23 protein-coding genes are annotated in these 23968 nt (G+C 45.0%); 7 read left to right on the top strand and 16 right to left on the bottom strand.

Features of this window, described 5'->3' with window-relative positions:
- Positions 1-211: 211 nt before the first annotated feature.
- From NOM01_RS12310 to rpoE, 11 genes are all read right to left on the bottom strand, one after another.
- Complete coding sequence (locus tag NOM01_RS12310; protein WP_255748781.1) at positions 212-1255, bottom strand: L-threonylcarbamoyladenylate synthase; 1044 nt, start codon at positions 1253-1255, stop codon at positions 212-214.
- 142 nt (positions 1256-1397) lie between these two features.
- Entirely contained in the window at positions 1398-2150 is a 753-nt protein-coding gene (spoIIR, locus tag NOM01_RS12305) for a stage II sporulation protein R (RefSeq protein ID WP_255748780.1), read from the bottom strand.
- A 64-nt stretch (positions 2151-2214) separates the two neighbouring features.
- Complete coding sequence (prmC, locus tag NOM01_RS12300) at positions 2215-3099, bottom strand: peptide chain release factor N(5)-glutamine methyltransferase (RefSeq protein ID WP_255748779.1); 885 nt, start codon at positions 3097-3099, stop codon at positions 2215-2217.
- The gene (gene prfA / locus NOM01_RS12295; RefSeq protein ID WP_255748778.1) at positions 3096-4169 is read right to left on the bottom strand and encodes a peptide chain release factor 1; all 1074 of its coding nucleotides are present in this window, start codon (positions 4167-4169) and stop codon (positions 3096-3098) included. Before prfA ends, prmC begins: the two co-directional genes overlap by 4 nt.
- A gap of 193 nt (positions 4170-4362) precedes the next feature.
- Entirely contained in the window at positions 4363-4938 is a 576-nt protein-coding gene (locus NOM01_RS12290) for a thymidine kinase (RefSeq protein WP_255748777.1), read from the bottom strand.
- Positions 4939-5114: 176 nt separating this feature from the next.
- Positions 5115-5360, bottom strand: coding sequence for a type B 50S ribosomal protein L31 (locus NOM01_RS12285; protein ID WP_255748776.1), 246 nt, complete (start codon positions 5358-5360; stop codon positions 5115-5117).
- A 186-nt stretch (positions 5361-5546) separates the two neighbouring features.
- Positions 5547-6818, bottom strand: coding sequence for a transcription termination factor Rho (rho, locus tag NOM01_RS12280; RefSeq protein ID WP_255748775.1), 1272 nt, complete (start codon positions 6816-6818; stop codon positions 5547-5549).
- Between the two features lie 505 nt (positions 6819-7323).
- A complete protein-coding gene (locus NOM01_RS12275; RefSeq protein WP_255748774.1) occupies positions 7324-8619 on the bottom strand; it encodes a UDP-N-acetylglucosamine 1-carboxyvinyltransferase in 1296 nt (431 codons plus the stop codon).
- A 247-nt stretch (positions 8620-8866) separates the two neighbouring features.
- A complete protein-coding gene (locus NOM01_RS12270; protein WP_255748773.1) occupies positions 8867-9268 on the bottom strand; it encodes a response regulator in 402 nt (133 codons plus the stop codon).
- 188 nt (positions 9269-9456) lie between these two features.
- On the bottom strand, positions 9457-11058 hold the full coding sequence (locus NOM01_RS12265; RefSeq protein ID WP_255748772.1) for a CTP synthase: 1602 nt from the start codon (positions 11056-11058) through the stop codon (positions 9457-9459).
- 300 nt (positions 11059-11358) lie between these two features.
- On the bottom strand, positions 11359-11817 hold the full coding sequence (gene rpoE / locus NOM01_RS12260; protein ID WP_255748771.1) for a DNA-directed RNA polymerase subunit delta: 459 nt from the start codon (positions 11815-11817) through the stop codon (positions 11359-11361).
- A gap of 329 nt (positions 11818-12146) precedes the next feature.
- On the opposite strand from rpoE, the gene NOM01_RS12255 reads away from it, so the two are divergent.
- Positions 12147-13361, top strand: a complete 1215-nt coding sequence (locus tag NOM01_RS12255; RefSeq protein ID WP_255748770.1) for a phospholipase D-like domain-containing protein — start codon at positions 12147-12149, stop codon at positions 13359-13361.
- 197 nt (positions 13362-13558) lie between these two features.
- Here the strand turns inward: NOM01_RS12255 and argS are convergent, their stop codons facing one another.
- Positions 13559-15229 carry an arginine--tRNA ligase gene (argS, locus tag NOM01_RS12250; RefSeq protein ID WP_255748769.1) on the bottom strand — a complete coding sequence of 557 codons (1671 nt, stop codon included), beginning with the start codon at positions 15227-15229 and terminating at the stop codon, positions 13559-13561.
- 88 nt (positions 15230-15317) lie between these two features.
- On the bottom strand, positions 15318-15773 hold the full coding sequence (locus tag NOM01_RS12245; RefSeq protein WP_255748768.1) for a YwiB family protein: 456 nt from the start codon (positions 15771-15773) through the stop codon (positions 15318-15320).
- Between the two features lie 233 nt (positions 15774-16006).
- On the opposite strand from NOM01_RS12245, the gene NOM01_RS12240 reads away from it, so the two are divergent.
- The 3 genes from NOM01_RS12240 (at position 16007) to NOM01_RS12230 (ending at position 19244) form a co-directional block, all read left to right on the top strand.
- A complete protein-coding gene (locus NOM01_RS12240) occupies positions 16007-18049 on the top strand; it encodes a transglycosylase domain-containing protein (RefSeq protein ID WP_255748767.1) in 2043 nt (680 codons plus the stop codon).
- Between the two features lie 208 nt (positions 18050-18257).
- The gene (locus NOM01_RS12235) at positions 18258-18707 is read left to right on the top strand and encodes a DMT family transporter (protein WP_255748766.1); all 450 of its coding nucleotides are present in this window, start codon (positions 18258-18260) and stop codon (positions 18705-18707) included.
- 69 nt (positions 18708-18776) lie between these two features.
- The gene (locus NOM01_RS12230) at positions 18777-19244 is read left to right on the top strand and encodes a DMT family transporter (RefSeq protein WP_255748832.1); all 468 of its coding nucleotides are present in this window, start codon (positions 18777-18779) and stop codon (positions 19242-19244) included.
- Between the two features lie 12 nt (positions 19245-19256).
- On the opposite strand, the gene NOM01_RS12225 is transcribed toward NOM01_RS12230, so the two are convergent.
- On the bottom strand, positions 19257-19787 hold the full coding sequence (locus NOM01_RS12225; protein WP_255748765.1) for a YwhD family protein: 531 nt from the start codon (positions 19785-19787) through the stop codon (positions 19257-19259).
- A 250-nt stretch (positions 19788-20037) separates the two neighbouring features.
- Here NOM01_RS12225 and NOM01_RS12220 point away from each other — a divergent pair, with 250 nt between their 5' ends.
- The 3 genes from NOM01_RS12220 to NOM01_RS12210 all read left to right on the top strand — a co-directional run bounded on the left by NOM01_RS12220 (position 20038) and on the right by NOM01_RS12210 (position 21931).
- On the top strand, positions 20038-21237 hold the full coding sequence (locus NOM01_RS12220; RefSeq protein ID WP_255748764.1) for a glutathione synthase: 1200 nt from the start codon (positions 20038-20040) through the stop codon (positions 21235-21237).
- Positions 21238-21420: 183 nt separating this feature from the next.
- Positions 21421-21651: a hypothetical protein gene (locus tag NOM01_RS12215; RefSeq protein ID WP_255748763.1), complete on the top strand. Its 231-nt coding sequence runs from the start codon at positions 21421-21423 to the stop codon at positions 21649-21651.
- A 52-nt stretch (positions 21652-21703) separates the two neighbouring features.
- Positions 21704-21931, top strand: a complete 228-nt coding sequence (locus tag NOM01_RS12210; protein ID WP_255748762.1) for a YdbC family protein — start codon at positions 21704-21706, stop codon at positions 21929-21931.
- A gap of 94 nt (positions 21932-22025) precedes the next feature.
- Here the strand turns inward: NOM01_RS12210 and NOM01_RS12205 are convergent, their stop codons facing one another.
- Both NOM01_RS12205 and NOM01_RS12200 read right to left on the bottom strand, forming a co-directional pair.
- On the bottom strand, positions 22026-22547 hold the full coding sequence (locus NOM01_RS12205; RefSeq protein ID WP_255748761.1) for a YwgA family protein: 522 nt from the start codon (positions 22545-22547) through the stop codon (positions 22026-22028).
- A gap of 62 nt (positions 22548-22609) precedes the next feature.
- A complete protein-coding gene (locus NOM01_RS12200; protein WP_255748831.1) occupies positions 22610-23908 on the bottom strand; it encodes an HD domain-containing protein in 1299 nt (432 codons plus the stop codon).
- Positions 23909-23968 lie beyond the last annotated feature (60 nt).

The raw sequence follows: 23968 nt of genomic DNA, 5'->3' as shown, positions 1-23968 counted from the left end.
AAAAATAGAATCTCGAATCCCCTTGATTTAGGAAAAAACGATAAGAGAATGTACAGCCAAACATGGACTGCGGAGCATAAAACGTAAAAGTGAAACCGTAAAAAGTTAAAGTAAGTTGCCAAAATTAAAGTCAACAACAAAAAAGAGCAAGACTCAATATCCTGCTCTTTTTCATATTTATAACCATAGCAGTTTTTCCATTTTGAACCGATCAATCGATGACCCTGCCACCTGCTGCCTTAGACAGCCGATTCATAATTGCTTTGCCGATTCCGGCTTCTGAAAATGTTTCACTATAGATGACATCAACATTTTTTTGGTCAAAGCTGCGCAGTACGTCAAACAAATGATGCGCCACTGTTTCCGGCTCGCTCCGTTTGCCGCAAACAAGAACAGTGTCTGCCTCAGAGTAGCTGTCCCTATTCTCCTCGGTTGTCAGTACACCGATCGTACGGCCGCTGTTTTTTTCTGCAGCAATGAGTTCATGAATTCTGTCCTTGCCTGCCGGTACCAAATACATAACTGCTTCCGGAGCATAGTGTTTATATTTCATGCCGGGTGCCTTAGGTGTCTGGTCTGACCGAGTCAGACCGGGATCATCTGCCACCGCGCCAACTACTTCTATTAATTGTTCTTTTGATATACCGCCTGGGCGAAGAATTGTAACCGGGGTTGTTGTACAGTCGACAACCGTAGATTCAACTCCAACACCTGTCTCTCCTCCGTCCAGGATACCTGCAATTTTCCCATCTAAGTCGTGAAACACATGATCTGCTCGAGTCGGACTCGGTCTTCCGGAACTATTGGCCGACGGCGCAGCAATCGGCAAGTCGGAGGCAAGAATCAATGCACGCGCGACCGGATGGCTTGGCATACGTACTGCGACTGTTGATAAACCTGCCGTAACCGCATTAGAAACCTCTCCCCGCGATGGCAATACCAGCGTCAGCGGCCCCGGCCAAAACGTATCAATTAATTTTTTGGCAATTGGATGAATTTCGGTACATATAGCGCGCACCTGTTCCAGATTAGCTACATGCACAATTAACGGATTATCGCTCGGTCTCCCTTTTGCTTCATAGATTTTGTGTACGGAATCCCGTAATTTTGCATTCCCGCCAAGCCCATAAACGGTCTCAGTCGGAAAGGCAACGATTTCACCTTGGGCAAGTTTTTCCGCTGCCGCTTTGATCTGAGGTGTATGTTCAAGATCAGGAGCATTGGGATCTACTCGCCACACTTGCGTTTCTATCATATTCGTTTCCCCTTTTTCCATTAGCTATGCTCTATCAAACTACTTTCTTTTCTGCGTCAAATAAGGCCGGAGTATCTCCGACCTTACGTTGTTTCCGTATACACCATACCATTCGAACAGGCCGTGTGCAATGCTAATGCTTTTACCCAGCAATTGAATGCCAAACCTTGGCGAAAAAATCAACAACAAACGAGTGTACTTCAACTTGATCCGCTTGTTTTTCAGGAGTTTCGGCTGCCGGATCTTCACTTTGCTTTGACTGCATTTCTGGAGATGCGGTAACCGAATCTTTGCTCTGTTCAGGCTGCTTCGCCAGCTGCGCTTTTGATTCTTTTGCAGGTTCCGAAGTACTTTGCGTACTTGCTTTTTCCTGAGCAGCAGCTTTAGGATTTGCGACCGCTTCACTGTTTGAAAAATCTAAGAAGCAGAGCGGCGGGAAGAGCACACACCACCAGTTAGCCCCCTTGCCATCACCCAAGGTTACAACTAGGGCATCATATTTCCCTGCCGGATAGACAAAGTTGCCATACATTTTCGTAGGAAAATCAGCCTGGCCTAATTTTATTTTATAAGTGCTGTCCGCATGTGCTTGTTTCAGCGTCCGTTCAACCGTAGCCCTCAGCTCCGGCATATGTGCACGAATGACTTGTTTTGCTTGATTCGATGTTTTTAGATCCTGAACCCACTGCGTAATGTTTTTATTTACTGCATCGCGAACCTGGCGCTTTACTGCCTGATCTGCCGGAGAGTCGCTATTTGCAAGAATACGCAGTCGAATCGCATTTTGCGGAATCGGCCCTTTTTGATCTGCTTTCGTTGTGCTGTATTGCCAGAAAAAGAATACAAGTACTAGATTAATAGTTAATAAGAGCATGAAGCCAAATGATTTTTTCACGTTTCCCGCCTCCTCACCAAACAGTGTGGACACGGAAATGGGAATTTAAACACAGGTACTCAATTTATTCATGCGACAAATTTTTCAGGGCTGCCATGACATTGCGTTCACATCCGGCAATATCCTTTTCTACTGACAGTGCCTCAATTTGATCAGAAAATTTATGACGAATCAGATCAGCGACAGCCTGACCTTGAGTGGCACCAATTTCAAAGGCCGTGATAAAAGTATGGGCATGTCCGAAAACCGAGGGCAGTGCATCAATAATTTGCCGGTAAAAATCTAAGCCGTCTTCCCCGCCGAACAACGCTAAATGCGGTTCATAGTCCCCTACAGTGTCATCCAGTTCACTCATTTCCTGCTGAGTAATATACGGCGGATTAGAAACCAGAAAATCGAATGATTCCCCCTGCAACGGACTAAGCAGATTTCCGTGTCTGAACTCTACATGTGCGCCTAGCGCAGCCGCATTTTCTCTTGCAACATTCAAAGCCTTCTCTGAAATATCAACGGCAGAAACATGCCAATCCGGATGCTCAAGTGCCAGCGTAATCGCAATTGCACCGCTTCCGGTACCGATATCACAAACGGACGGCTGTCTCAAATCTGCTGCATAGCGATTCGCCCATTGGCCGACACGCCAAATCAGTTCCTCAGTCTCCTGGCGTGGAATCAGCACATCCGGTGTGACTTTAAATGTTCGGCCATAGAAAGGCGCTGATCCAATCATGTATTGGACGGGGGTCCCATGCAGCACATGATCTTCGACCCTGCTTCGGATCCACGCTGCATCCTCGTTAGCGACATTTTCCCTTGCATCCGCAATAAGGTCCGTTCTTGAAAGACCAAGGCGTGCGCAGAGCAGTATTTCTCCTATATTTTCATCTCGGTGGTGTGCATTCAAATAAGAGGATGCCCACTTCAGCAGTTCGTATCTTTTTTCAGTCACCCGGCATCCGCCTGTTCCATTTTCTTTTCCTGATCATTCAAGATCAGCGCATGAATGATATCATCGAGTTTGCCGTTTAACACTTGGTCCAGCTGATGGATCGTCAAACCGATGCGGTGATCCGTCACACGATTCTGTGAAAAATTGTAGGTACGAATCCGTTCCGAACGATCCCCGGTTCCGACAGCAGACCTTCTTGTTGAATCGTATTCCGCCTGTGCTTCTTTTTGATACTTGTCATAAACACGTGCGCGCAGCACTTTCATTGCTTTTTCTTTATTTTTAATCTGAGACCGTTCCTCCTGACAAGAGACAACAATACCGGTTGGTATATGTGTCAGACGGATTGCCGACATCGTTGTGTTGACACTTTGCCCGCCCGGCCCGCTTGAAGCAAATCGATCAACGCGAATATCCTTATCATTCAATTCAACTTCGACCTCTTGAGCTTCCGGTAAAACGGCTACTGTCGCCGTCGACGTATGAATTCGTCCACCCGATTCAGTTTCCGGAACGCGCTGCACGCGCTGCGCTCCATTCTCATACTTCAGTTTCGAAAAAGCTCCTTTTCCCGAGATCATACATACAATTTCTTTATACCCGCCAATTTCATTTGGACTAGCATCAATGACCTCGGTTTTCCAGCCTTGCTGTTCGGCATAACGTGAGTACATTCGGAACAAGTCACCGGCAAAAAGTGCAGCCTCATCGCCTCCAGCAGCAGCACGTATTTCAAGAATAACATTTCGGTCATCATTGGGATCCTTGGGAATGAGCTTCTGTTTTAACTCTTCCTGAAGATGTTCCTGATCCTGTTCAAGACGGCTGATCTCATCGTGAACCATGCCTTTCATGCTCTCATCCAATTGCTCTTCAAGCATCGATTTAGCATCCGCCAGCTCCGCAATCGTAGCTTTATATTTATGATAGACCGTAACAATGTCTTGTAAATCCGACTGCTCCTTAGAATACTTGCGTAATTTAGCTGGATCACCGATTACATTCGGATCAGCCAGCAGCTGATTTAACTTTTCATATCGGTCTTCCATGGACTGTAACCGTTCAAACATTTCATCCACCCCGCCATTTATGCGTCGCTCATATCCGTCCGTTTTTCTTTCCCTTATTATATTATCATAATACCTGAGTTTCAGTGATGGATCACAAGTCGACTGTACGGATCCATTAACATTCCCTTTAAACAAACCAAAAAGGACTGCGCCTGATAAACGTCAGATCATTGGAATCGGCAAAGGGTTCGGATCATATGATCGGAGGATGGCTGTAGCAATGGCGGCAAACCGGATAGTAGCTTTCATTACCGCCGATCTGGATCTGATCTCCTGTATAAACAGGCTTCCCTTCTCCGTCAATACGAAGATTCATGGTCGCCTTTCGTTCACAGAACCAGCAAATCGTTTTCATCTCTTCTATTTTATCCGCGTAAAGCAACATGTATTTGCTGCCTTCAAACAATTCATTACGGAAATCGTTTTTGAGTCCGAAGCCCATCACCGGGATATGTAATTGATCAACAATTTTTGCAAGCTGAAGCACATGCTCCTTAGACAAAAACTGGACCTCGTCAATAAGTACACAGTGAGGACGCGACTGATAGTCGCTCACTTCAGTAAAAACATTCGTGGTATTAAAAATGGGGATTGCACGTCTTTTAAAGCCGATTCGGCTTGAGATTGATCCCACCTCATCACGATTATCAACTCCGGAAGTAAACAACAAGACGGATTTGCCTTGTTCCTCATAGTTATGGGCAACCTTGATAATTTCAATTGATTTTCCACTGTTCATTGCACCGTATTTAAAGAAAAGTTGAGCCATGCCTTGTTCGTCCTTTCATAATTCCTATTGTTCATTAATGAAAAAAGCAGGCAGAATAACCCTGCCTGCCGCTGATCATGTATGATTAACTTGTCCAAAAAAACAAAAACGGCCAATTCCGCACCATTTGCATCGCATCGGAACATGCCGTTTTCTCTCTGGACTTCAAACGAATCTTATTTAAGATTATATTTCTGTTTAAACCGATCGACACGTCCGCCTTTGTCAGCGAATTTCTGACGGCCAGTGTAGAATGGATGCGAATCGGAACTGATTTCGACAGTAATCAATGGGTATTCGTTTCCGTCTTCCCATTTAACCGTTTGATTCGATTTCTTCGTTGAACCGCTCAAAAATTTAAAACCAGTACTTGCGTCCATAAATACAACCTTGTGATAGTCAGGATGGATGCCTGCTTTCATCTCATTCATCTCCTTTGCGCCCTGATTATTCTTTCAAACCAGAGTCTTATTGCGTTCAATAGCATAATGCACAACGAGTATTATAACAGGCGTATGCAGTGTTTGCAAGCCGAATTCTTGCAAGAGAGTGATGCTCCAAATGGGGTTTCAACAACAATTCAGAGGATCCAGTCTAAACAAATGTCCTTATTTAGACTGCAGACTGCCTTTTTTCTCTTTATCGAAAATATCGAAGAATTCCTGATTTGATTTCGTTTCACGGATTCTCTTGTAAAAATGTTCCACAAAATCGGAGGATTCATCCATTGTTTTGCGCATCGTCCAAAGTTTATCCAAATGATCGCGATCAACAAGCAGCTCTTCTTTACGTGTACTGGAACGACGAATATCAATAGCCGGGAAAATTCTTCGTTCGGCAAGACGCCGATCAAGATGCAGCTCCATGTTGCCCGTCCCTTTAAATTCCTCATAAATAACATCATCCATACGCGATCCTGTGTCGACTAACGCAGTAGCCAGAATGGTCAGGCTCCCGCCTTCTTCAATGTTCCGCGCAGCACCGAAAAATTTCTTTGGTTTGTGGAAAGCAGCCGGATCAATACCACCGGAAAGTGTTCGGCCGCTTGGCGGAATAACTAGGTTATACGCACGGGCGAGACGGGTCAGACTGTCCATCAAGATAACCACATCTCGTTTATGTTCCACCAACCGCATTGCCCGTTCAAGAACAAGCTCTGATACCTTCACATGGTTTTCCGGCACTTCGTCAAAGGTTGAGCTGACCACATCGCCTTTTACAGAACGTTCAATATCCGTTACTTCTTCCGGACGTTCATCAACGAGCAGAACAATGAGTTCGACTTCCGGGTAATTGACAGTAATACTGTTCGCAATTGATTTGAGCAATGTTGTCTTGCCGGCTTTCGGCGGTGCGACAATCATTCCTCGTTGCCCAAAGCCGACCGGGGAAATCATATCGATGATGCGCGTTGAAAAGTCTTCCTCTGTTGTCTCAAGCACCATATGCCGATTCGGATAGAGCGGTGTCAATGCTGGGAAGTGCACACGTTCCTTCGCGGTATCCGGATTTTCTCCATTAACTGCTTCAACCCTCAACAATCCGAAATAGCGTTCATTTTCTTTTGGAGGACGTACCTTGCCTGTGACTTTATCTCCATTACGCAAATCAAAACGTCTGATTTGCGAAGCTGAAATGTAAATATCCTCAGAGCTTGGCGAGTAATTAATCGGACGCAAAAAGCCGAAACCCTCAGTGGGAATAATTTCAAGAACACCCTCCATGAGAGACAAACCGTCTTTTTCTGCCTGTTTTTTTAAAATCGAGAAAATCAATTCTCTCTTATTCAATTTACTATAATAAGATACTTTAAACTCTTTCGCATGCTCATATAATTCTTTGAGTTTCATATTTTCTAATTCTGCTAATGTAATCGGCATTCTCACACCACGCTTTTTTAAAATTTATCCTCGCTATATCAAACGCAGAGCTCTATCTTGCGTTAATCATAAATGATCTTTCTTAAAAAAGAATTAATCCGAAAATTGCACAGAACTGTGCATCTAGAGGGGGGGAGGAATTTAGTATGAAACAGCTTGACACAGCCAGTTGAGCGATTTCAATCCTTCGCGAACAATAGCACAGTTTCCTTAAAATAGTGTAATTTTTCAAAAAAACTGGAAACAATATTTTTTTATTACCGTTATAAATTATTATAAAAATATTCTATCTCATTATTAACATATTATACCCTTTTTATCAACCATTAGTCGTGCATTTCATTAGAGGCTAACGAAAAAAAGTGACAAATCCGAGTTTTTTTAAAATGAGATAGGCCTAAACTTACAATTGTACCGCTGAGCATCTACTGGTTCCTATTTATGTAAAAAAGAAACCCGCAAGGCAAACGTATAAAGCTTCCCGTGCGGATCCTTTTGTTCACGGTTATTCTTGTTCCTTAAGACTTTCTCTCGCCTCGGCTTCGAGCAGAGGCTCCCGCCAAATATTTGCACCAATGCTGCGCAATTTCTCCACAATGTGATCGTAGCCCCGATCAATATGCTCCACGCCGACAATCTCCGTAATTCCTTTAGCCATTAGTCCGGCAATGACCAGAGATGCGCCTGCTCTCAAGTCGGTAGCGCGTACCTTAGCACCCTCGAGATCCGACGGACCGCTCAAAATGGCCGAGCGCCCTTCCACCTTAACATTGGCACCCATTCGCCGTAATTCGTCGATGTGTTTGAACCGCGCACCATAGATTGTATCCGTAATAATGCTGGTTCCTGCCGCCTGGGTCAGCAAGCTGGTCAGGGGCTGTTGCAGATCCGTAGGAAAGCCGGGATAGACCAGCGTTTTGACATCTGCATTCTTCAGGCGACTCTCGCTCCTCGAAATCAGAATTTGATCCTCTCCAACTTGAACCTCAACGCCCATTTCTCTCAGTTTCGCCGTGAGTGATTCAACATGCTGAGGGATAACATTATCGATCAACAAATGATCGGCCCCTGCAGCACCGATAATCATGAATGTCCCTGCTTCAATGCGATCCGGAATGATCATATGCCTACATCCATGCAGTTCCTGCACGCCTTCAACACGAATCACATCTGTGCCTGCCCCTTTGATTTTTGCACCCATGCTGGTCAGAAGCGTTGCTACATCAATAATTTCCGGTTCTTTTGCCGCATTCTCAATGATCGTCTGCCCTTCAGCCTTGACTGCGGCCAGCATAATATTGATCGTCGCACCGACACTGACAACATCAAGGTAGATACGCGCACCATGTAAGGATTCTGCACGCAAATAAATAGCACCGCGTTCGTTTGTTACCTTCGCTCCGAGCGCTTCAAATCCTTTAATATGCTGATCAATAGGACGCGGACCCAAATTGCATCCGCCGGGAAGACCGATCACCGCTTTGTGAAATCTGCCGAGCATGGCTCCCATCAAATAGTAAGAAGCACGTAATCGTTTTACCGAGCCGTTCGGCAACGGCATGTCCACCATCTTCCTCGGATCGACAGTAAACGTATGGTCTTCAAAGGATACCGTTCCGCCAATCTCACGCAAGAGCTTGCATAGCGTGCGCACATCAGAAATATCGGGAAGCTGGTCAATAGTGACCGGTGAATCAGCAAGAATGGTGGCCGGAATTAATGCGACAGCACTATTTTTTGCACCGCTTATTTGAACGGTTCCATTTAAACGTGTGCCGCCTTCAATAAGTAATTTATCCATGGTCAGAATACTTCCTTTTCCTTTTACATCATTTTAAAAAGTGCCTATTGGAAACTTATGCGTGAAAACAAACGGACAAAATCATTATATGTACAGAGTGAAAGAAATGATCTTTATTTAATAAAAAATAAAGTGAACAATGATGAGGATGCCGTTCGAAATAAACGATTCTGTTAGCATTATAGCATAACCAATCATTTATGTCTGTGTGTACGACTGTCTTGAGGGCTTGCCTGCTTCAGACTCCCTAATTGCGATTTGGACATTCTTTTTCAACCGTAGCGATAAGTTCATGGAGATCAAACGGTTTGGTAAAATGGGCGACTGCACCGCTCCTCAATGCCTCCTGAACCATCGTAATTTCGCCATAAGCAGTCATAATGATTACTTTCACTTCCGGTTTTAGATCCTTTATTTTGTGCAAAATTTCCAGGCCATTCATCTTCGGAATTTTCATGTCCAGCAAAACCAGCTGCAAATCCTCTTTTTTCAGTAGTTCCAGTGCCTGTTCGCCATTCGCCGCAGTCACAATTTGGTAGTCCGTTTGCTTAAATACTTCTCGCAGGAGCATTCGAATGCCTGGCTGATCATCAACAACCATAATTTCATTTACATTTTTTGAAGCGTATACTGCGTCTTGTTTACTCATTACAATGCCCTCCTTCGTTCATTCATTTCATTAACCGTTTTATATATCATTTCTTTATGAAACTGCTTTTTCCTTCTTTTAATTAGTCTTGATCCGTTTCGACCACATTGAAGCGGATTGCAACTGCATTTATGTAAAAAAGCTGCCCCGTTTTTTACGGGGCAGCCAATTTTTCATTTTATCTTATGTTATTTTTCATTTTCCAAAGAAGCCTTGATAAAGTCATGGAACAGCGGTTCCGGACGGGTCGGACGCGATTTGAATTCCGGATGGAATTGACATGCGACAAACCACGGATGATCCTTCAGTTCGATCATTTCAACAAGATGGTTATCCGGGCTTAGTCCGGAGAATACCATGCCTTGTTCCGCCATTTGTTCACGGTATTGGTTATTAAACTCATAACGATGGCGATGACGCTGATAAATGATTTCTTTATTGTAAGCCGTATAAACCTTTGTATCCTTGACAATTTTGCATGGATAAAGACCTAGACGCAGCGTGCCGCCCATATCCTCGATATCCTTTTGTTCCGGCAGAAGATCAATGATTGCCTCCTCGGCATCCTGATTGAATTCTGCAGAATCAGCACCGCTTAATTTCAGAACATGACGGGCAAATTCAATGGTTGCCAGCTGCATGCCGAGGCAGATTCCGAAGAACGGAACCTTGTGTTCACGTGCGTATTGAATCGCCAAAATTTTTCCTTCAATGCCGCGATCACCGAATCCGCCAGGCACGATAATGCCTTGGCAATCCTTCAATTGTTCCTCTACATTGTCCGGCAGCAAATCTTCGGAATTAATGTATTGAACCTTCACTTCAGTACCGAAGCTGTAGCCGCCGTGTTTAAGCGCCTCGACGACCGAAATATATGCATCCTGAAGCTCTACATATTTGCCGACCAATCCGATTTTCACATGTTTTTTCGGATGAAGGACCTTGTCCACAAGATCATGCCACTGACTCATATCCGCTTCGCCGTTCGGCAATTGCAATTTCTCGCAGACGATATCGTCCAAGTGCTGATCCTGCAACTGCAAAGGCACCTGATAAAGTGTTTCTGCATCCCTTGCTTCAATGACCGCATCTTTGTCAATATCGCAGAACAGTGCGAGCTTCGCCTTCATCTCTTCTGAGATCGGCAGTTCAGTTCGAACGACGATCACATTCGGCTGAATACCGAGACTGCGCAACTCTTTCACACTATGCTGTGTCGGCTTTGTTTTCATCTCGCCGGCTGCCTTTAGATAAGGGATCAGGGTGCAGTGAATATAGAGAACATTATCCACACCGACGTTGCTCTTGATTTGCCGGATCGCCTCAAGGAACGGCAAACTTTCAATGTCACCGACCGTACCGCCGATTTCAGTAATAACCACATCGGCTCCTGTCGTTTTGCCCGCACGGAAAACGCGATCTTTAATTTCATTTGTAATATGCGGAATGACTTGAACCGTTCCGCCCAAATAATCGCCTCGCCGCTCTCTTTTTAAAACCGTCGAGTAAATCTTTCCTGTCGTGACGTTGCTGTTTTTATTTAAATTGATATCAATGAACCGTTCATAGTGTCCAAGGTCCAGATCTGTTTCAGCTCCGTCATCAGTAACAAACACTTCACCATGCTGATACGGGCTCATTGTGCCGGGATCCACGTTAATATATGGATCAAATTTCTGAATGGTCACACTCAGTCCGCGATTTTTCAAAAGGCGCCCAAGCGAGGCTGCTGTAATTCCTTTTCCGAGAGACGAAACAACGCCTCCGGTCACAAAAATGTACTTCGTCATCCTTGATGATTTCCCCCTTATCAATAAAAAGCTTGGTAAAGTCCAGTGGCTCGTAAAGCGATGAGTCATTACGGCAAGGGGTCTTCATTACGATCACATTCGACCATTTTCGACCGGTTTTTCTTGCCTTTTTTTGTAAAAAAGCAAAAGCGGTACGCTCCCCTTTCGGAGGGCTCGCTTTTGCTTTAAAATTCGATTCTATTTGTCGCCCTTTGCAATTCTAACAAACTTAATCGGTCGAATCAAGGGTACGTTGCAGGAAAAAATGACCTGCATCCGGCGGTGTTAAAAAGCAGTCAATTATTCATCGTCTTCGTCAATAATTGCGTTCTTCTTAATGCGCTTTACATCGTCGTCTTCATAATCGTCGTCATCATCGGAATCATCGTCTGTGTCGTCCACATCCAAATCATCCTCGTCATCTTCATCATCATAATCGTCAAAGCCGTCTTCTGCTACCTTATGCTTTTCATGATGGCTGTCGCCAAGCGTTTTCGCAATATCATCTTCACGCTGTTCCAATGGATACCAATTGCGAAGTGCCCATAGATTGTGACCAACACTCAGAAAACGACCGTCGAGAATCAGAGTTGTGTAGAGACGTGCGAGTGACTCGCCGCCATCCGCCTCAATTTCGCCTTTTTTATAAACCAAGTCGGTCAGTTCATAGAAGGTTTTCGGTTCTTTGCCTTGTGCCAATATATTATAGAACTGATCAACCTTTGCTTTTTCAACCACGTGTTCTGTCAATGGAAACATCCTTTCCTTGTATCAATACTCGTCGATAACACAACATCCGCATGCTTAAAAAGATTCCGCAAATCTCTGTCCAAAAAAATCTATTTGGTGAGGCGCTTTAGCAAAACGCACACTGAGACTCATTATAAAGTTATACAATAAATACAATAGTCTGTTCCCCGATTAAAATCAAGTCTTGGCATAAAATTCATTGTGTATTCTCCATTTTATCATCTGTTTGCAACAAATCCTCCTAAATAGAGAATCCATCCGATACATCGGCAAATTTGGGATATATTATAAGTTAAGACCGACGCCAATTCGCGTCTCATTTGATCGGGGGATCCTGCATGTATTTTTTATCGGCAATGCTCATCATCATTCTTGTACTTGTTGTTCTCATTTCTGCCGCTATTTTGGTTGATATACGCATAGGATTAAAAGTAAAAAGGCCATTGATTTCCGAACGTAAGCCGATTGCAGGCTTCAACCAATTCCGTTATTTCACAAATGGTCACGAACTCTTTAGAGAAATGAAGCAAAGTATTGAAAGTGCCAAGCACCACATTCATCTCTCCTTTTTTATATTTATCGCCGATGAAGTGGGCAACGAATGGCTTGAGCTTTTAAAGAAGAAGGCTGAAGAAGGCGTCGAAGTGCGGTTACTTGTCGACGCACTGAGCAGCTTCGCGCTACGAAAAAAAAGAGCTGAGCTGGCTCATGCAGGTGTGCAGCTTGCCTTCTCAGAAAAGCCAGTGTTCCCTTTTACTTTTTACTTCTTGAATCGCCGCAATCACCGAAAATTGATGATCATTGACGGAAAGATCGGCTATTTTGGCGGTTTTAATGTCAGTCGCGATTATATCGGACGTAATCCGAAAATGGGACCATGGCATGATAATCACCTGAAAATAGAAGGCGAAAGCGTTTCTGTCCTTCAGCGCTTGTTTATTGAAGACTGGACACAAGCATCAAAGAAAGATCTTCAAAACAATGATGCTTATTTTCCAAACGTCACTAAAGGACCCAGTCCCTTGACTTTAATTGGAACGGACGGCAAACAGCTAGAAGATTGCTTTGCAAAAGAGCTAGGGAGTGCTCATACATCCATTCTTATCGCATCTCCTTATTTTGTGCCAAGCAAAAGACTGCTCAATGTGCTCCTTGATCGGATGAAAAATGGCGTAGCAGTGACGATTTTATTGCCACAGAAAAAAGATCACCCGCTTGTTCAACCAGCTTCATTTCTATATCTTGAACCACTTGTTCAAAGAGGCGCTAAACTTTACCATTTTTATCAAGGCTTTTACCATTCAAAGCTCTTTGTCATTGATCGTAATCGCTGCTATTTGGGTACTGCCAATTTCGATCGGAGAAGTCTTTTTTGGAATGGTGAACTTTCCGGATTTACAGATGATCCCAGTCTCGTCCATCATGTACTCCATAATGTTGAAAAAGAAATAGAAGATAAATCGATTGCCGTTACCTACGAACAAATAAGAAAACGATCCCCGCTCGCTAAACTTTCCTCATATTGCAGCGGCTGGCTCAGCTTCTTTTTGTGAACTACATTGGGGAATCATCGCTTCGGTTTCTCGCATCAACTGAGCGCGACCGCTGGCGTCTCGCACCTCCGCTTTGATTCTCGTCCAAGACACTGGTGATTAGTTTGAATACGGGTCAGAATCATATACTTTCTTAATTTATGTGAGAAAAAACAGCCCCCCGATTAAAACGGGAGGCTGTTTTCTCTATTTCGTCATTACATTTTTTCCGGAGCATGTACACCGATCAATTCCATTCCGTTCTTCAATGTCGTGCGAACGGCTTTCATTAAAGCAACTCTAGCCTTGCTGAGCGGCACATTATTTTCATCGAGCACCTTCTCTGCATTGTAGAAGCTGTGCAGATATGAAGCAAGTTCAAATAAGTAGGCAGGAATATGCTGGATTGACAATTTTTGCGCACTGTCCGCAACAACCGCAGGGAAATCGCCAAGTTTCTTCAACAGATCAATTTCTTTTTCACCTGAGAGCAGATTCAAGTCAAGTTCTGCGACATTGTCATGCTCAAAGTCTTCCGCACGTTTCAGCATACTCGTGATGCGTGCATAGGCGTACTGCACATAGTAAACCGGATTTTCATTTGAATGAGAAATAGCCAAATCAAGATCGAAATCAAGATGGCTGTCCGAGCTGCGCATAGCAAAGAAGTAGCGTGCGGCATCGACACCGACATCCTCCATCAGTTCGCGCATCGTCACTGCTTTGCCTGTACGCTTGCTCATTTTGACCTTTTCTCCGTCCTTAAATAAATTCACAAGCTGAATGATCTGGACGGTTAATTGATCCGGGTTGTAGCCAAGCGATTGAATGGCTGCCTTCAGACGCGGCACATAACCATGGTGATCTGCACCGAGTACATCAATCAGCTGTTCAAAGCCGCGATCAAGCTTATCTTTATGGTAGGCAATGTCCGGTGTAAAGTAAGTATAGCTGCCGTCCGATTTGACGAGTACGCGATCCTTGTCATCACCGTATTCAGTGGTTTTCAGCCACAAAGCGCCGTCCTTTTCATAAGTTTCGCCCTTATTTTTCAAATAATCGAGCACAGCTTCAACTTTATTATCCTCATACAAAGAACGTTCAGAAAACCATTTATCAAAATGGACACGGAAATCTGCAAGATCCTTTTTGATTCCGCCCATAAGATGTTCGACGCCGAAGTTGCGGAAGAAACGCATGCGCTCTTCCTCCGGTTTTGCTGATAATGAATCGCCGTATTCTTCGACGAGCCGTTTCGCCAAGTCAATAATGTCTTTACCGTGATAACCGTTTTCCGGGATTTCTGCACTCTGCCCCAATTGCTGGAGATACCGCGCTTCAAGTGAGACCGCCAAATTTGTGATTTGGTTGCCGCCGTCGTTGATGTAATATTCCGGTACCGCTTGATATCCGGCCTTGTTCAGCAGCTTGCATAACGCATCGCCGACTGCCGCACCTCGCCCATGTCCCAGATGAAGACTTCCGGTCGGATTGGCAGAAACAAATTCGACAAGAATCTTCTTTCCTGCACCGGTATTCGATGCACCGTACGCATCGCCTTCTTCAATAATTGTTGGAATTAAATCCGTCAAGTATTGATTATCAAGGAAGAAGTTGATGAAACCCGGTCCTGCAATTTCAATTTTGCGGATATGTCCCTTTTTCTTATCAAAACTTGCAATTAATTCTTCGGCAATCTTTCTCGGCGCCTTTTTCGCAATCCGCGCTAGCTGCATCGCCATATTCGTTGCGAAGTCCCCATGAGCTTTGTCTTTCGGTGCCTCAAGCACAACATCCGGTACCTGCTCTTGTGCAGCAAGCCCCGCCTTGACCACTGCTTCTATAATTTCTTCCTTTAACTGATTCTTGACTTGTTCCACGATCGTCATTCTCTATAACCTCCAAAATTGCGTCTGATGCATCACTTGCATTGTTTTCTATAGTTGCACAGGGCAAAAAAAGAAATTACCCTCGCGTTTATAAGCTGGCCCTATAATGATAGTCGAGCGTCATTCTCCCAACCGATTGTCCTTGAATGCTCAATGCATAGACAATCCGTACTGATCCCGAATCACCCGAAGAGTCAGTGATGGAATCAATGGTTTCGGCGGCAGCCTTTGTTTCCATGCGGCCATATTCCGTGTCGTATGTACCTGCTATGGTTTGCCCGACCATGAGCGGCTGCCTCATCGGCAAAGCACCTTTGCGCAAGATCAACGCTTCGCTGCCGCTGACTCGAATGGTATAGTCGGCCTGGCCAACGTCCGCGATCTTGGCACTGAAGACAAGATAAAGGCTGGATCCGCTTTCCCCAACCTTTCCCCGAACCACTGTGGTCGTTTTCTGCTGACGGTTCGATTCGCCCGGATCACTCATCCGGCTTGTAAAAACGATTTCAGCATTGCGCGTCTTCATGCGGCCGCCTTCCTTCATCCGTGCTCGTCTCCATACTTATACTACTATAAAAGATTGACTATCTGTGAGCAAGGTTAACCCGCTATTTTTCCCAGGATTCTATTTTTTTCTTGTATTTATACTCTAATTTGCACTTTATGCCACTCAATGTTTAGAATACAGCCGCTTTTTCCATAATGAGTACTAAAAATTGAAAGCACGCACGGCACCTCAAGGCTGCCTGCTTTTTCGGATTGAGGAGGTACTGATCGATGCACTTTGACATGAGGATCCGAAAAAGAAAGCATGTGATTACGCGATGGACGTTCTTAATCGCAGCACTTTGTCCCTTGCTCCTGCTGATTGGTTTCGTCGGGCTGCTCATATCTGCCAAGATTGCCGGGCCCATGGACATTCCCGTTGCCCGTCCCGCTGTTTTCTATGACCATAGCGGCCAATATATTGGAAAATGGGATACGACCAATAAGGAATGGATCGACAATGACAAGATGGCCCCATCGATTAAACTAGCGACACTCGCTATTGAGGACCGGCGTTTTTTCCGCCATCATGGATTCGATATCCGGCGAATCGCTCAATCCATTTTCATTGACATGCGCAGTTTCAGCAAAGCACAAGGGGCAAGTACAATCACGATGCAGTATGCGAAAAATGTTTTTTTAACCAATGATAAAACATGGCTGCGTAAATTCTCCGAAATGTTCTACACGGTTCGTCTGGAAATGAATGAATCGAAAAAAGACATTTTGGAGGGCTACTTAAACACGATCTATTATGGGCACGGTGCTTACGGAATTGAAGCCGCCTCGCAGATCTATTTTAATAAAAGCGCAAAGGATCTGTCCCTTGCCGAATCGAGTATGCTTGCGGGTATTCCGAATGGTCCCAGTCTTTATTCACCGTTTCAGAATTATAATCAGGCGAAAAGTCGGCAAAAGGTCGTCTTAAATGCAATGGTAAAGGCCGGATACTTGACAAAAAAGAGAGCGGAAATTGCCTTCCGATCGCCACTGCAGCTTGCGCAGAAGAAAAAAGCGAAGACCGTGGAGAAAGCACCCTATTTTCAGGATGCAGTACGGCATGAGCTGACCGAGCAGCTTCACATCAGTCGAAAAGAGCTGGCATCCGGAGGCCTCAAGGTCTACACAACATTGGATAACGAAACACAAGCAACAGCCGAGTTCTGGGTCAATCACACCATTCCGGACAAATCCAAACTTCAAACGGCTCTCGTCGCATTGGACCCTAAAACCGGAGGAGTTGTGGCAATGGTCGGTGGGCGCAACTATCAAAACAGTCCTTATAACCGGGCAACGAATGCAAAACGCGCACCCGGATCGGCATTCAAGCCTTTTCTGTATTACGCGGCTTTACGCAACGGCTTTACGCCTGCAACTCGTTTAAAAAGCGCGCCGACAGCGTTCACCTTTGACAACGGACATGCGAGCTACGCACCGAATAATTTCGGCGGTTATTACGCCAACAAGCCGATTACGATGGAACAAGCACTTGCCCTTTCCGACAATGTCTTCGCCGTTAAGACCCATTTAGCCATTGGCATGCAAAAAATGGTTGCGGCTGCTCGCCAGGCAGGCATTACAAGTGCACTCGCACCGATCCCGTCACTTGCGCTCGGTTCAAAACCGGTCAGTGTCCTGGAACTCGCCCGCGGTTATGCAACGCTCGCAAATCAAGGCGCACGTGTGAAGCCTTCGTTCATTACAAAGGTGACCGATGCCAATGGACGAACCCTGTATGAATCTGAGCCATCAAAAAAGCAGGTACTCAATCGGCAAACCACATTCGTTCTGTCCCAGATGATGACCGGCATTTTTGATCGTCGTTTAAATGGGTACACACATGTAACCGGGAGCCAAGTATCCGGATGGCTGACCCATAAAATGGCCGCGAAAACCGGTTCGACATCTACGGACAGCTGGATGGCAGGATTTACACCGGATCTGGTCTCCACCGTGTGGGTCGGCTATGATCAAGGCGAAACAATCAGTACATACCCGGACACAGGCTATGCGAAAACGATTTGGAGCCACTTTATGGAGACGGCGCTTGAGGGAAAGCCGAAGAACTCGTTCAGACCGCCCAAAGGCGTTGTAAGTGTCAGCATTGATCCGAAAAGCGGGCTGCGTGCCGGCAAGGGCTGTACCGGGCGGCCAACCTATTTTATAAAAGGAACCGAGCCCACTGCCTATTGCGGTCAGGCAAAATCAAAACCTGAACAAAAACAGAAGAAGCAGCGCAGCTTTCTAGACCGCTTGTTTCATTGGTGGAAATAAACACGGTCATGCGAGCTTTGAAATTATTTCAGTTCACTGGCAAGTAAACGGTTCCGATAAACCAACAGACCTTTTCGTTCAATCGCGAGAAGGTCTGTTTCTGTTTGAATTTGAAAATTTTTTTCAAATCATAATTCATTTTATTTCTCAATTGCGAAGATCTTCTCTTATACTTAGACCATTAAGCAAAAGATGAGAGGTCACAACAATGATCATTTTATTTTTAATTGGCGGTTTAATTGCCGGTGGCATTATACCCGTCCAGACGTCAATTAATTCTCGGCTTGGCAAAGAAGCCGGTTCGCCATTTCTCGCTTCGTTTATTTCTTTTTTCACCGGGACACTGACTTTAGTGATCCTATCACTTGCTATCGATCATCGTCTGACCTTCGCTGCGAAGTCTTTCCTCACTCACCCGTGGTGGATCTGGATTGGGGGCGGCATACTGGGCGTCTTCTATTTGACAACAAATATCCTGCTGCTTCCACGGCTTGGCGCAGCCTTGACTGTAGTCGCTACATTGGTGGGGCAAATGATTATGGCGATCGCCATTGATCAATTCGGCTGGTTCAACGTGCCTGTGCACGAATTGAATATTCCGCGCCTGATCGGTATTGCCTGTATGTTCGTCGGCGTGTTTTTAATCAAGAAATTCTAAGGAGACAGCATCATGAAACAACAAAACAATTCAAGTACGATGAGTCGCCTGCAAGATAATGGAGACAGCATGAAGCAAAGAAACTATTTGCTTGGTATCTTATTTCTCCTATGGGGAGTAGTTGCGGGAATGGCATCCCCTGTTCAGACATCAGTAAATACACAGGTCCGCTATGCCGTTCAATCGCCATTTATTGCCTCGCTTATTTCATTCACGATTGGGACATGTATTCTGGCATTGCTCACGCTGCTCGTCGATCACAGGATAAAAGTAGATCTGAAAATGATCCCGCGTGCACCGAAATGGATATGGACGGGCGGCATGCTCGGCGTCGTCTTTGTCACATCCAATATTCTGCTGCTTCCGGTACTCGGCTCCGCATTAACTGTGGTGTCGGTACTTTGCGGACAAATGATTCTCGCCATGATCGTCGACCACTTCGGCTGGTTCGGCGTCGCTGTGCACCGGTTGAACGGACCTCGTGCCGCCGGTCTCGTGTTGATGATCGTTGGGATTCTGCTGATTCAGCATTTTTAATCTTGACAGCCGTTATTCGGCATTAAGCTGAGCTTTCAGTTCAGGATTTGCCTGTTCCCATTGCTTCGGCGCGACACTGATTAAAAAGTCACGGAGTACTTTTTTCGATTGAGCATCCATCTCATCAAGGACAACTTTGCCTTTGAGCGCTTTATCCATTTTATTCACATGATCGGCGAGTACTTTATATCCGCGCTTAATTTCGCGGTGAATGATCATTTCGGCAGCTGCGGCGCCTGAGTAGCGTGGTCCGTCTTTTGTCACTTCCGTGTTCACCCAGACGAGCCAGTACTTTTTCCCGCCGCCTTGAAGATCTTCTTTATTTGCTGAAAAACGGATTCTCCGCTCAATATCACTGCGGGCATGAAGCGCTCCAATATCAACTTGGGCCGTACCTGCTTCGACATCAACGATAACGGGAGACATATTATCCAAGTTAATTAATCCGGCACCAAAACCGCCGTGTCCCTTCGTTGAATCGCCTTTAATTATATTAAAGCCTGATTTTTTACCATCTTGATGAAAAATATCCAAATGGTTCACCCTTTCTAAACGTGATTAATCTCACTGAGGTTATTTTATCATATTGGTGTCCTCAGCGCTCACTGAGTGAAATGCACCATGACCGGACACCTTTTTCACTGCTGAAGCATTATTTAAGATATATTATAAACTGGGTGTTGAGAAAGGTAGCGGCGCACCAATCGAAATTATTGAATCATGATGCCGCATCCTATAGACTCGAAAGTAGTATAACACCATAAAGGCTTACTAAAGAATGAGAGGGAATACTATGCGCATGAAAAGGCCATTCGCTATTGCTCAATTATCTGCCTGCGGACAATTCGGCTTGGAGCGCGAGAACTTGAGAATTGATAAAAGCGGCTCACTTGCGCTGACCCCGCATCCGCATGTGTTCGGCAGCAAGCTGACCAATTCTGAGATCACAACTGATTTTTCAGAGAGTCAAATTGAATTAGTCACGCCGGTTGCATCGTCCATTGAGGAAATGCTCGCCCTTGAAGAACGATTGACCAAAACGGTCTATGCAGGTATTGGTGATGAGCTGCTTTGGCCGCTGAGCGCTCCCCCTTCCCAGCTTCCACCCGAAGAGCAGATTCCGATCGCTGATTTCGGATCGGAAGGCAAGGATAAAACAGACTATCGGATCTATCTTTCAAAGAAATACGGACGCAAGAAACAACTCTATTGCGGTATTCATTTTAATTTTTCTTTTCCGGAACATCTATTTGCAGGTCCGGACGCTCGCAGCCGTTTCTATCTTAATCTTGTCGCCGCAGCGCTCCGTCATCGCTATTTTCTCGTCCATCTGCTTGCGGCGAGCCCAGAACAAATTGGGTCTGTCTGTTACCGATCGGTGAGACTAAGCGCACACGGCTACAAAAATATTGATCCTGTGTACCCTGATTATTCAAGTCCGGAGGCATACATTCAATCACTCCGGTCTGCTGTTGAACAAGGGCTGATTGAAAGTCCTCGCGAACTCTATCAACTCGTCCGGATTAAAGGAGATGGCTTTGAAGATCTTACGAACCGCCCAAACGCCAGCCGTGTCGAGTTACGGATTGCTGATCTCAACCCTCTTTATCGAACAGGCATTAATCCAAACGATCTTTATTTAATGCATCTTTATTTGCTTTGGTGTGCGCATCTTGACTATGACGCATTTACTATAGCCGATCAAAAAGATGCGGAAGCGTTATCGGATGAAGCAGCACACATCCACGTTTCCGGTCAATTTGCCAGCAGAATGGACGCCGTGTTTGACGCATTGCGAACGTTCATCAATGAACACAGCTTATTGCCCGTTTATGCAAAAGCACTTCACGATGCAGAAGCCCGCTGGAACAATGAACAGCTGAGTTATGCAGCACGCGTTCGTTCTGAATGTGCGAACGATTCGTCGGCACCCATGAGCTGGGCTAAGCGCATGAAAGACGCATACTTGAATCCTTCACGTTCATGCCGATAACTCACACGAACTCATTTACGATCAGATATCTCAGTCATTGCCAAATACGGATACAACCCTTATTCTAAATGAAGGAGTGTCCCGGAATGCGGAGAAGCCTTCTCATACTCAGGCGTTTTGCCGCAGTATGTTTGCCAGCTTATCGGGCATAGCTATGTTTGTTTTCTGGAGGATTCGTAAAGCATGATCTTGGTGAGATGCATCAAAAGTGTGTATGGAGAAACGGTTGAAGTACCCATTGATTTTTTTGAAACACGGCTGCTTTTTAAGGTAAATAATTTTTACATGGCTGAGCAAGACACCGAAGGCCATTTGATCACGCAAGACGAAGAGGGCGAGCCGCATATTATCGCCGACAGCAATGAACTTTTAAGCGGCGGGTCTTGGTTTCATGAGCATTTTATTCTTTTATAACAGCAGCACTCTGTCTGCCTGATTGAACCATTACGCGTTGGGGGATATGGAAATGAGCAGCATCCAGTTTGAAATCGTTAAGAAGATCGGACAATTGACCGAATCATCAAGCGGTTGGTCGAAACAGCTGAACATGATCAGTTGGAACGGACGCGCACCAAAATACGACTTGCGCGATTGGGCTCCGGACGGAGAGAAAATGGGCAAAGGTATTACACTGAATGTAGAGGATCTTAAAGCACTCAAGCAGCTACTGAATCAACTCGACGAACTGAATTAACCTAAACAGGCGGATGGCTTTTTGCCATCCGCCTGTATTTAATCGAGTTTCTTTTTTCTCTGTATTTTCATGCCAAGCAAAAGTTGTCGCCGTTTTATTGTGAAACGGGCATTTCAATAGATTGGAGCATGTGAAGTTCATCAATGAAGGCAAGCACATGCTCCAAATTTTCCCCCACTGATTCATTATTCAATGCCTTTGCTTTTTCGATAGCCTCAATTCGAGGCAGATAATCGAAGTAAAGCAGAATGGCAACCGCTTCAAGGAACCAAGTATTTTGGTTCATGACTTGCTCCGTGAGCCTGCGCACAGTCGGCAGAACATTTTTATAATGAGTCAAAAACCCTTCACCGGCTTCTGAGAGCCGATAAAAGCACGTCTCTTCCTCTTCGTTACGATCCTCTCGATCTTCGATTAAAAATCCGAAATCACATAATTCCTCAAGCTGAATCGACAATTCTTCTGAATAAGGTCCGCTGAAGTGAAAGTGAAAAATCTGCTGAAAAGGATAGCCAAGCCTTTGAAAGATATAGACCGCTTTTTGAAGTTTTTTACGTCCGGAGATTCCACCTGTTTGATTAATTAATGCAGCAATTTTTGCGTGGTCTTCCAACATGTTTCATTTTCCCCCATGTAACATGATCTCTTTTTTTAACACATGACCTTGTATGCAGCTTCTTAGATGCCTAAAATTTCTTGTATCCGTTCTCTATATGGCGAGTGCTCCGGCAAATCAAACACTCGATCCTTCGGATAATACAATTTGACGTCGGTACGCCGCTTGCCGGTAATTGATCCGACAACATCGGATTCTTGAGACAGTTCATGAAGTGTTCCGTCCGGCATGAGCAATTGAATCGGCTGACGCTCCCCTTCTTCACCCGGCCGATAGAGATCATAAGGTGAATTCGACGATGAATCAATCTCCAAATAGTAGTCTGGATCAATTCCTGCGTCTCGAAAAGCTCCTGCAAGCTGATCCTTAGATTCGATCAATGAAGGTGTAAACTCTACATATTTAAACAATCGGCGATTCATGAAACGGAAGCACAAATCGCTGAGAATCGGATCTTTCTCCTCCTGCCAAGCCTGAAAAAAGTAAAGGATCACAGACTCATCCAGTTTCAGATAGTCTTTGAGCGTCATTTCCCCTTTAAAGATCTTTATCAACGGATACGGCGCATATTTAAAACGAAATCCCTCATGATACAGCACTTTTGCTCGGTGGAGAATTTGTGTGAGAATAACTTCTGCGCTGCGCGTCACCGGATGGAAATAGACCTGCCAATACATCTGGTAACGACTCATGATATAATCTTCTACTGCATGCATCCCCGAAAATTTAAAAACAATTTGGTCATCCTGCGTGCGCATCACGCGCCAAATACGTTCCATGTCAAAATGGCCGTAGCTCACACCGGTGAAATAGGCATCACGAAGCAGATAGTCCATACGGTCAGCATCAATCTGACTGGAAATCAAACTGACAACGAGTCGATTGGGATACGTTTTGCCAATCACATCGGCAACTTTTTCAGCAAAGCCTTCGCCCTGCTCTTCTAGCAAACGATGTATTTCCGTATCGCCCAGGATTATTTTTTGCGTGTATTCTTCATGGTTCGTTCCAAACACTTTCTCAAAGGAATGGGAAAAAGGCCCATGGCCCACATCATGAAGAAGCGCCGCGCAAAGAGCGATCATCGTCTCCGAATCATCCCAATGATTCCTGTATTTAAAAATATCGATGACACGTCTCGCAATTTCATAAACGCCCAGTGAATGACCGAAACGACTGTGTTCTGCTCCGTGAAACGTCAGAAATGTCGTACCGAGCTGTCGAATTCGCCTTAAGCGTTGAAATTCCGGTGTTCCGATCAGATCCCAAATCAATCGATCACGAACATGAATATAGCGATGTACGGGATCCTTAAACACCTTTTCTTCATTCAATTTCTGAAATGAGCGGGTCAACACCATCACGTCCTATTTGCAGCTCGTGCAGACAGGATCCTCGTCCCAGTCAATCACGATGTACTG

It is taken from the genome of Sporolactobacillus sp. STSJ-5 (assembly GCF_024385605.1).
Lineage (GTDB): Bacteria > Bacillota > Bacilli > Bacillales > Sporolactobacillaceae > Sporolactobacillus.
Note: the sequence above shows the minus strand (reverse complement) of the source record. Positions and strands in the feature narration are given on the sequence as shown.

Bases quoted from the DNA above. Each gene is read 5' to 3' on its own strand.
- NOM01_RS12310 (WP_255748781.1), bottom strand. From the start codon at position 1,255: ATGATAGAAACGCAAGTGTGGCGAGTAGATCCCAATGCTCCTGATCTT.
- prfA (WP_255748778.1), bottom strand. From the start codon at position 4,169: ATGTTTGAACGGTTACAGTCCATGGAAGACCGATATGAAAAGTTAAAT.
- NOM01_RS12290 (WP_255748777.1), bottom strand. From the start codon at position 4,938: ATGGCTCAACTTTTCTTTAAATACGGTGCAATGAACAGTGGAAAATCA.
- NOM01_RS12285 (WP_255748776.1), bottom strand. From the start codon at position 5,360: ATGAAAGCAGGCATCCATCCTGACTATCACAAGGTTGTATTTATGGAC.
- rho (WP_255748775.1), bottom strand. From the start codon at position 6,818: ATGCCGATTACATTAGCAGAATTAGAAAATATGAAACTCAAAGAATTA.
- NOM01_RS12275 (WP_255748774.1), bottom strand. From the start codon at position 8,619: ATGGATAAATTACTTATTGAAGGCGGCACACGTTTAAATGGAACCGTT.
- NOM01_RS12270 (WP_255748773.1), bottom strand. From the start codon at position 9,268: ATGAGTAAACAAGACGCAGTATACGCTTCAAAAAATGTAAATGAAATT.
- NOM01_RS12265 (WP_255748772.1), bottom strand. From the start codon at position 11,058: ATGACGAAGTACATTTTTGTGACCGGAGGCGTTGTTTCGTCTCTCGGA.
- rpoE (WP_255748771.1), bottom strand. From the start codon at position 11,817: ATGTTTCCATTGACAGAACACGTGGTTGAAAAAGCAAAGGTTGATCAG.
- NOM01_RS12255 (WP_255748770.1), top strand. From the start codon at position 12,147: ATGTATTTTTTATCGGCAATGCTCATCATCATTCTTGTACTTGTTGTT.
- argS (WP_255748769.1), bottom strand. From the start codon at position 15,229: ATGACGATCGTGGAACAAGTCAAGAATCAGTTAAAGGAAGAAATTATA.
- NOM01_RS12245 (WP_255748768.1), bottom strand. From the start codon at position 15,773: ATGAAGGAAGGCGGCCGCATGAAGACGCGCAATGCTGAAATCGTTTTT.
- NOM01_RS12240 (WP_255748767.1), top strand. From the start codon at position 16,007: ATGCACTTTGACATGAGGATCCGAAAAAGAAAGCATGTGATTACGCGA.
- NOM01_RS12235 (WP_255748766.1), top strand. From the start codon at position 18,258: ATGATCATTTTATTTTTAATTGGCGGTTTAATTGCCGGTGGCATTATA.
- NOM01_RS12230 (WP_255748832.1), top strand. From the start codon at position 18,777: ATGAAGCAAAGAAACTATTTGCTTGGTATCTTATTTCTCCTATGGGGA.
- NOM01_RS12220 (WP_255748764.1), top strand. From the start codon at position 20,038: ATGCGCATGAAAAGGCCATTCGCTATTGCTCAATTATCTGCCTGCGGA.
- NOM01_RS12215 (WP_255748763.1), top strand. From the start codon at position 21,421: ATGATCTTGGTGAGATGCATCAAAAGTGTGTATGGAGAAACGGTTGAA.
- NOM01_RS12210 (WP_255748762.1), top strand. From the start codon at position 21,704: ATGAGCAGCATCCAGTTTGAAATCGTTAAGAAGATCGGACAATTGACC.
- NOM01_RS12205 (WP_255748761.1), bottom strand. From the start codon at position 22,547: ATGTTGGAAGACCACGCAAAAATTGCTGCATTAATTAATCAAACAGGT.
- NOM01_RS12200 (WP_255748831.1), bottom strand. From the start codon at position 23,908: ATGGTGTTGACCCGCTCATTTCAGAAATTGAATGAAGAAAAGGTGTTT.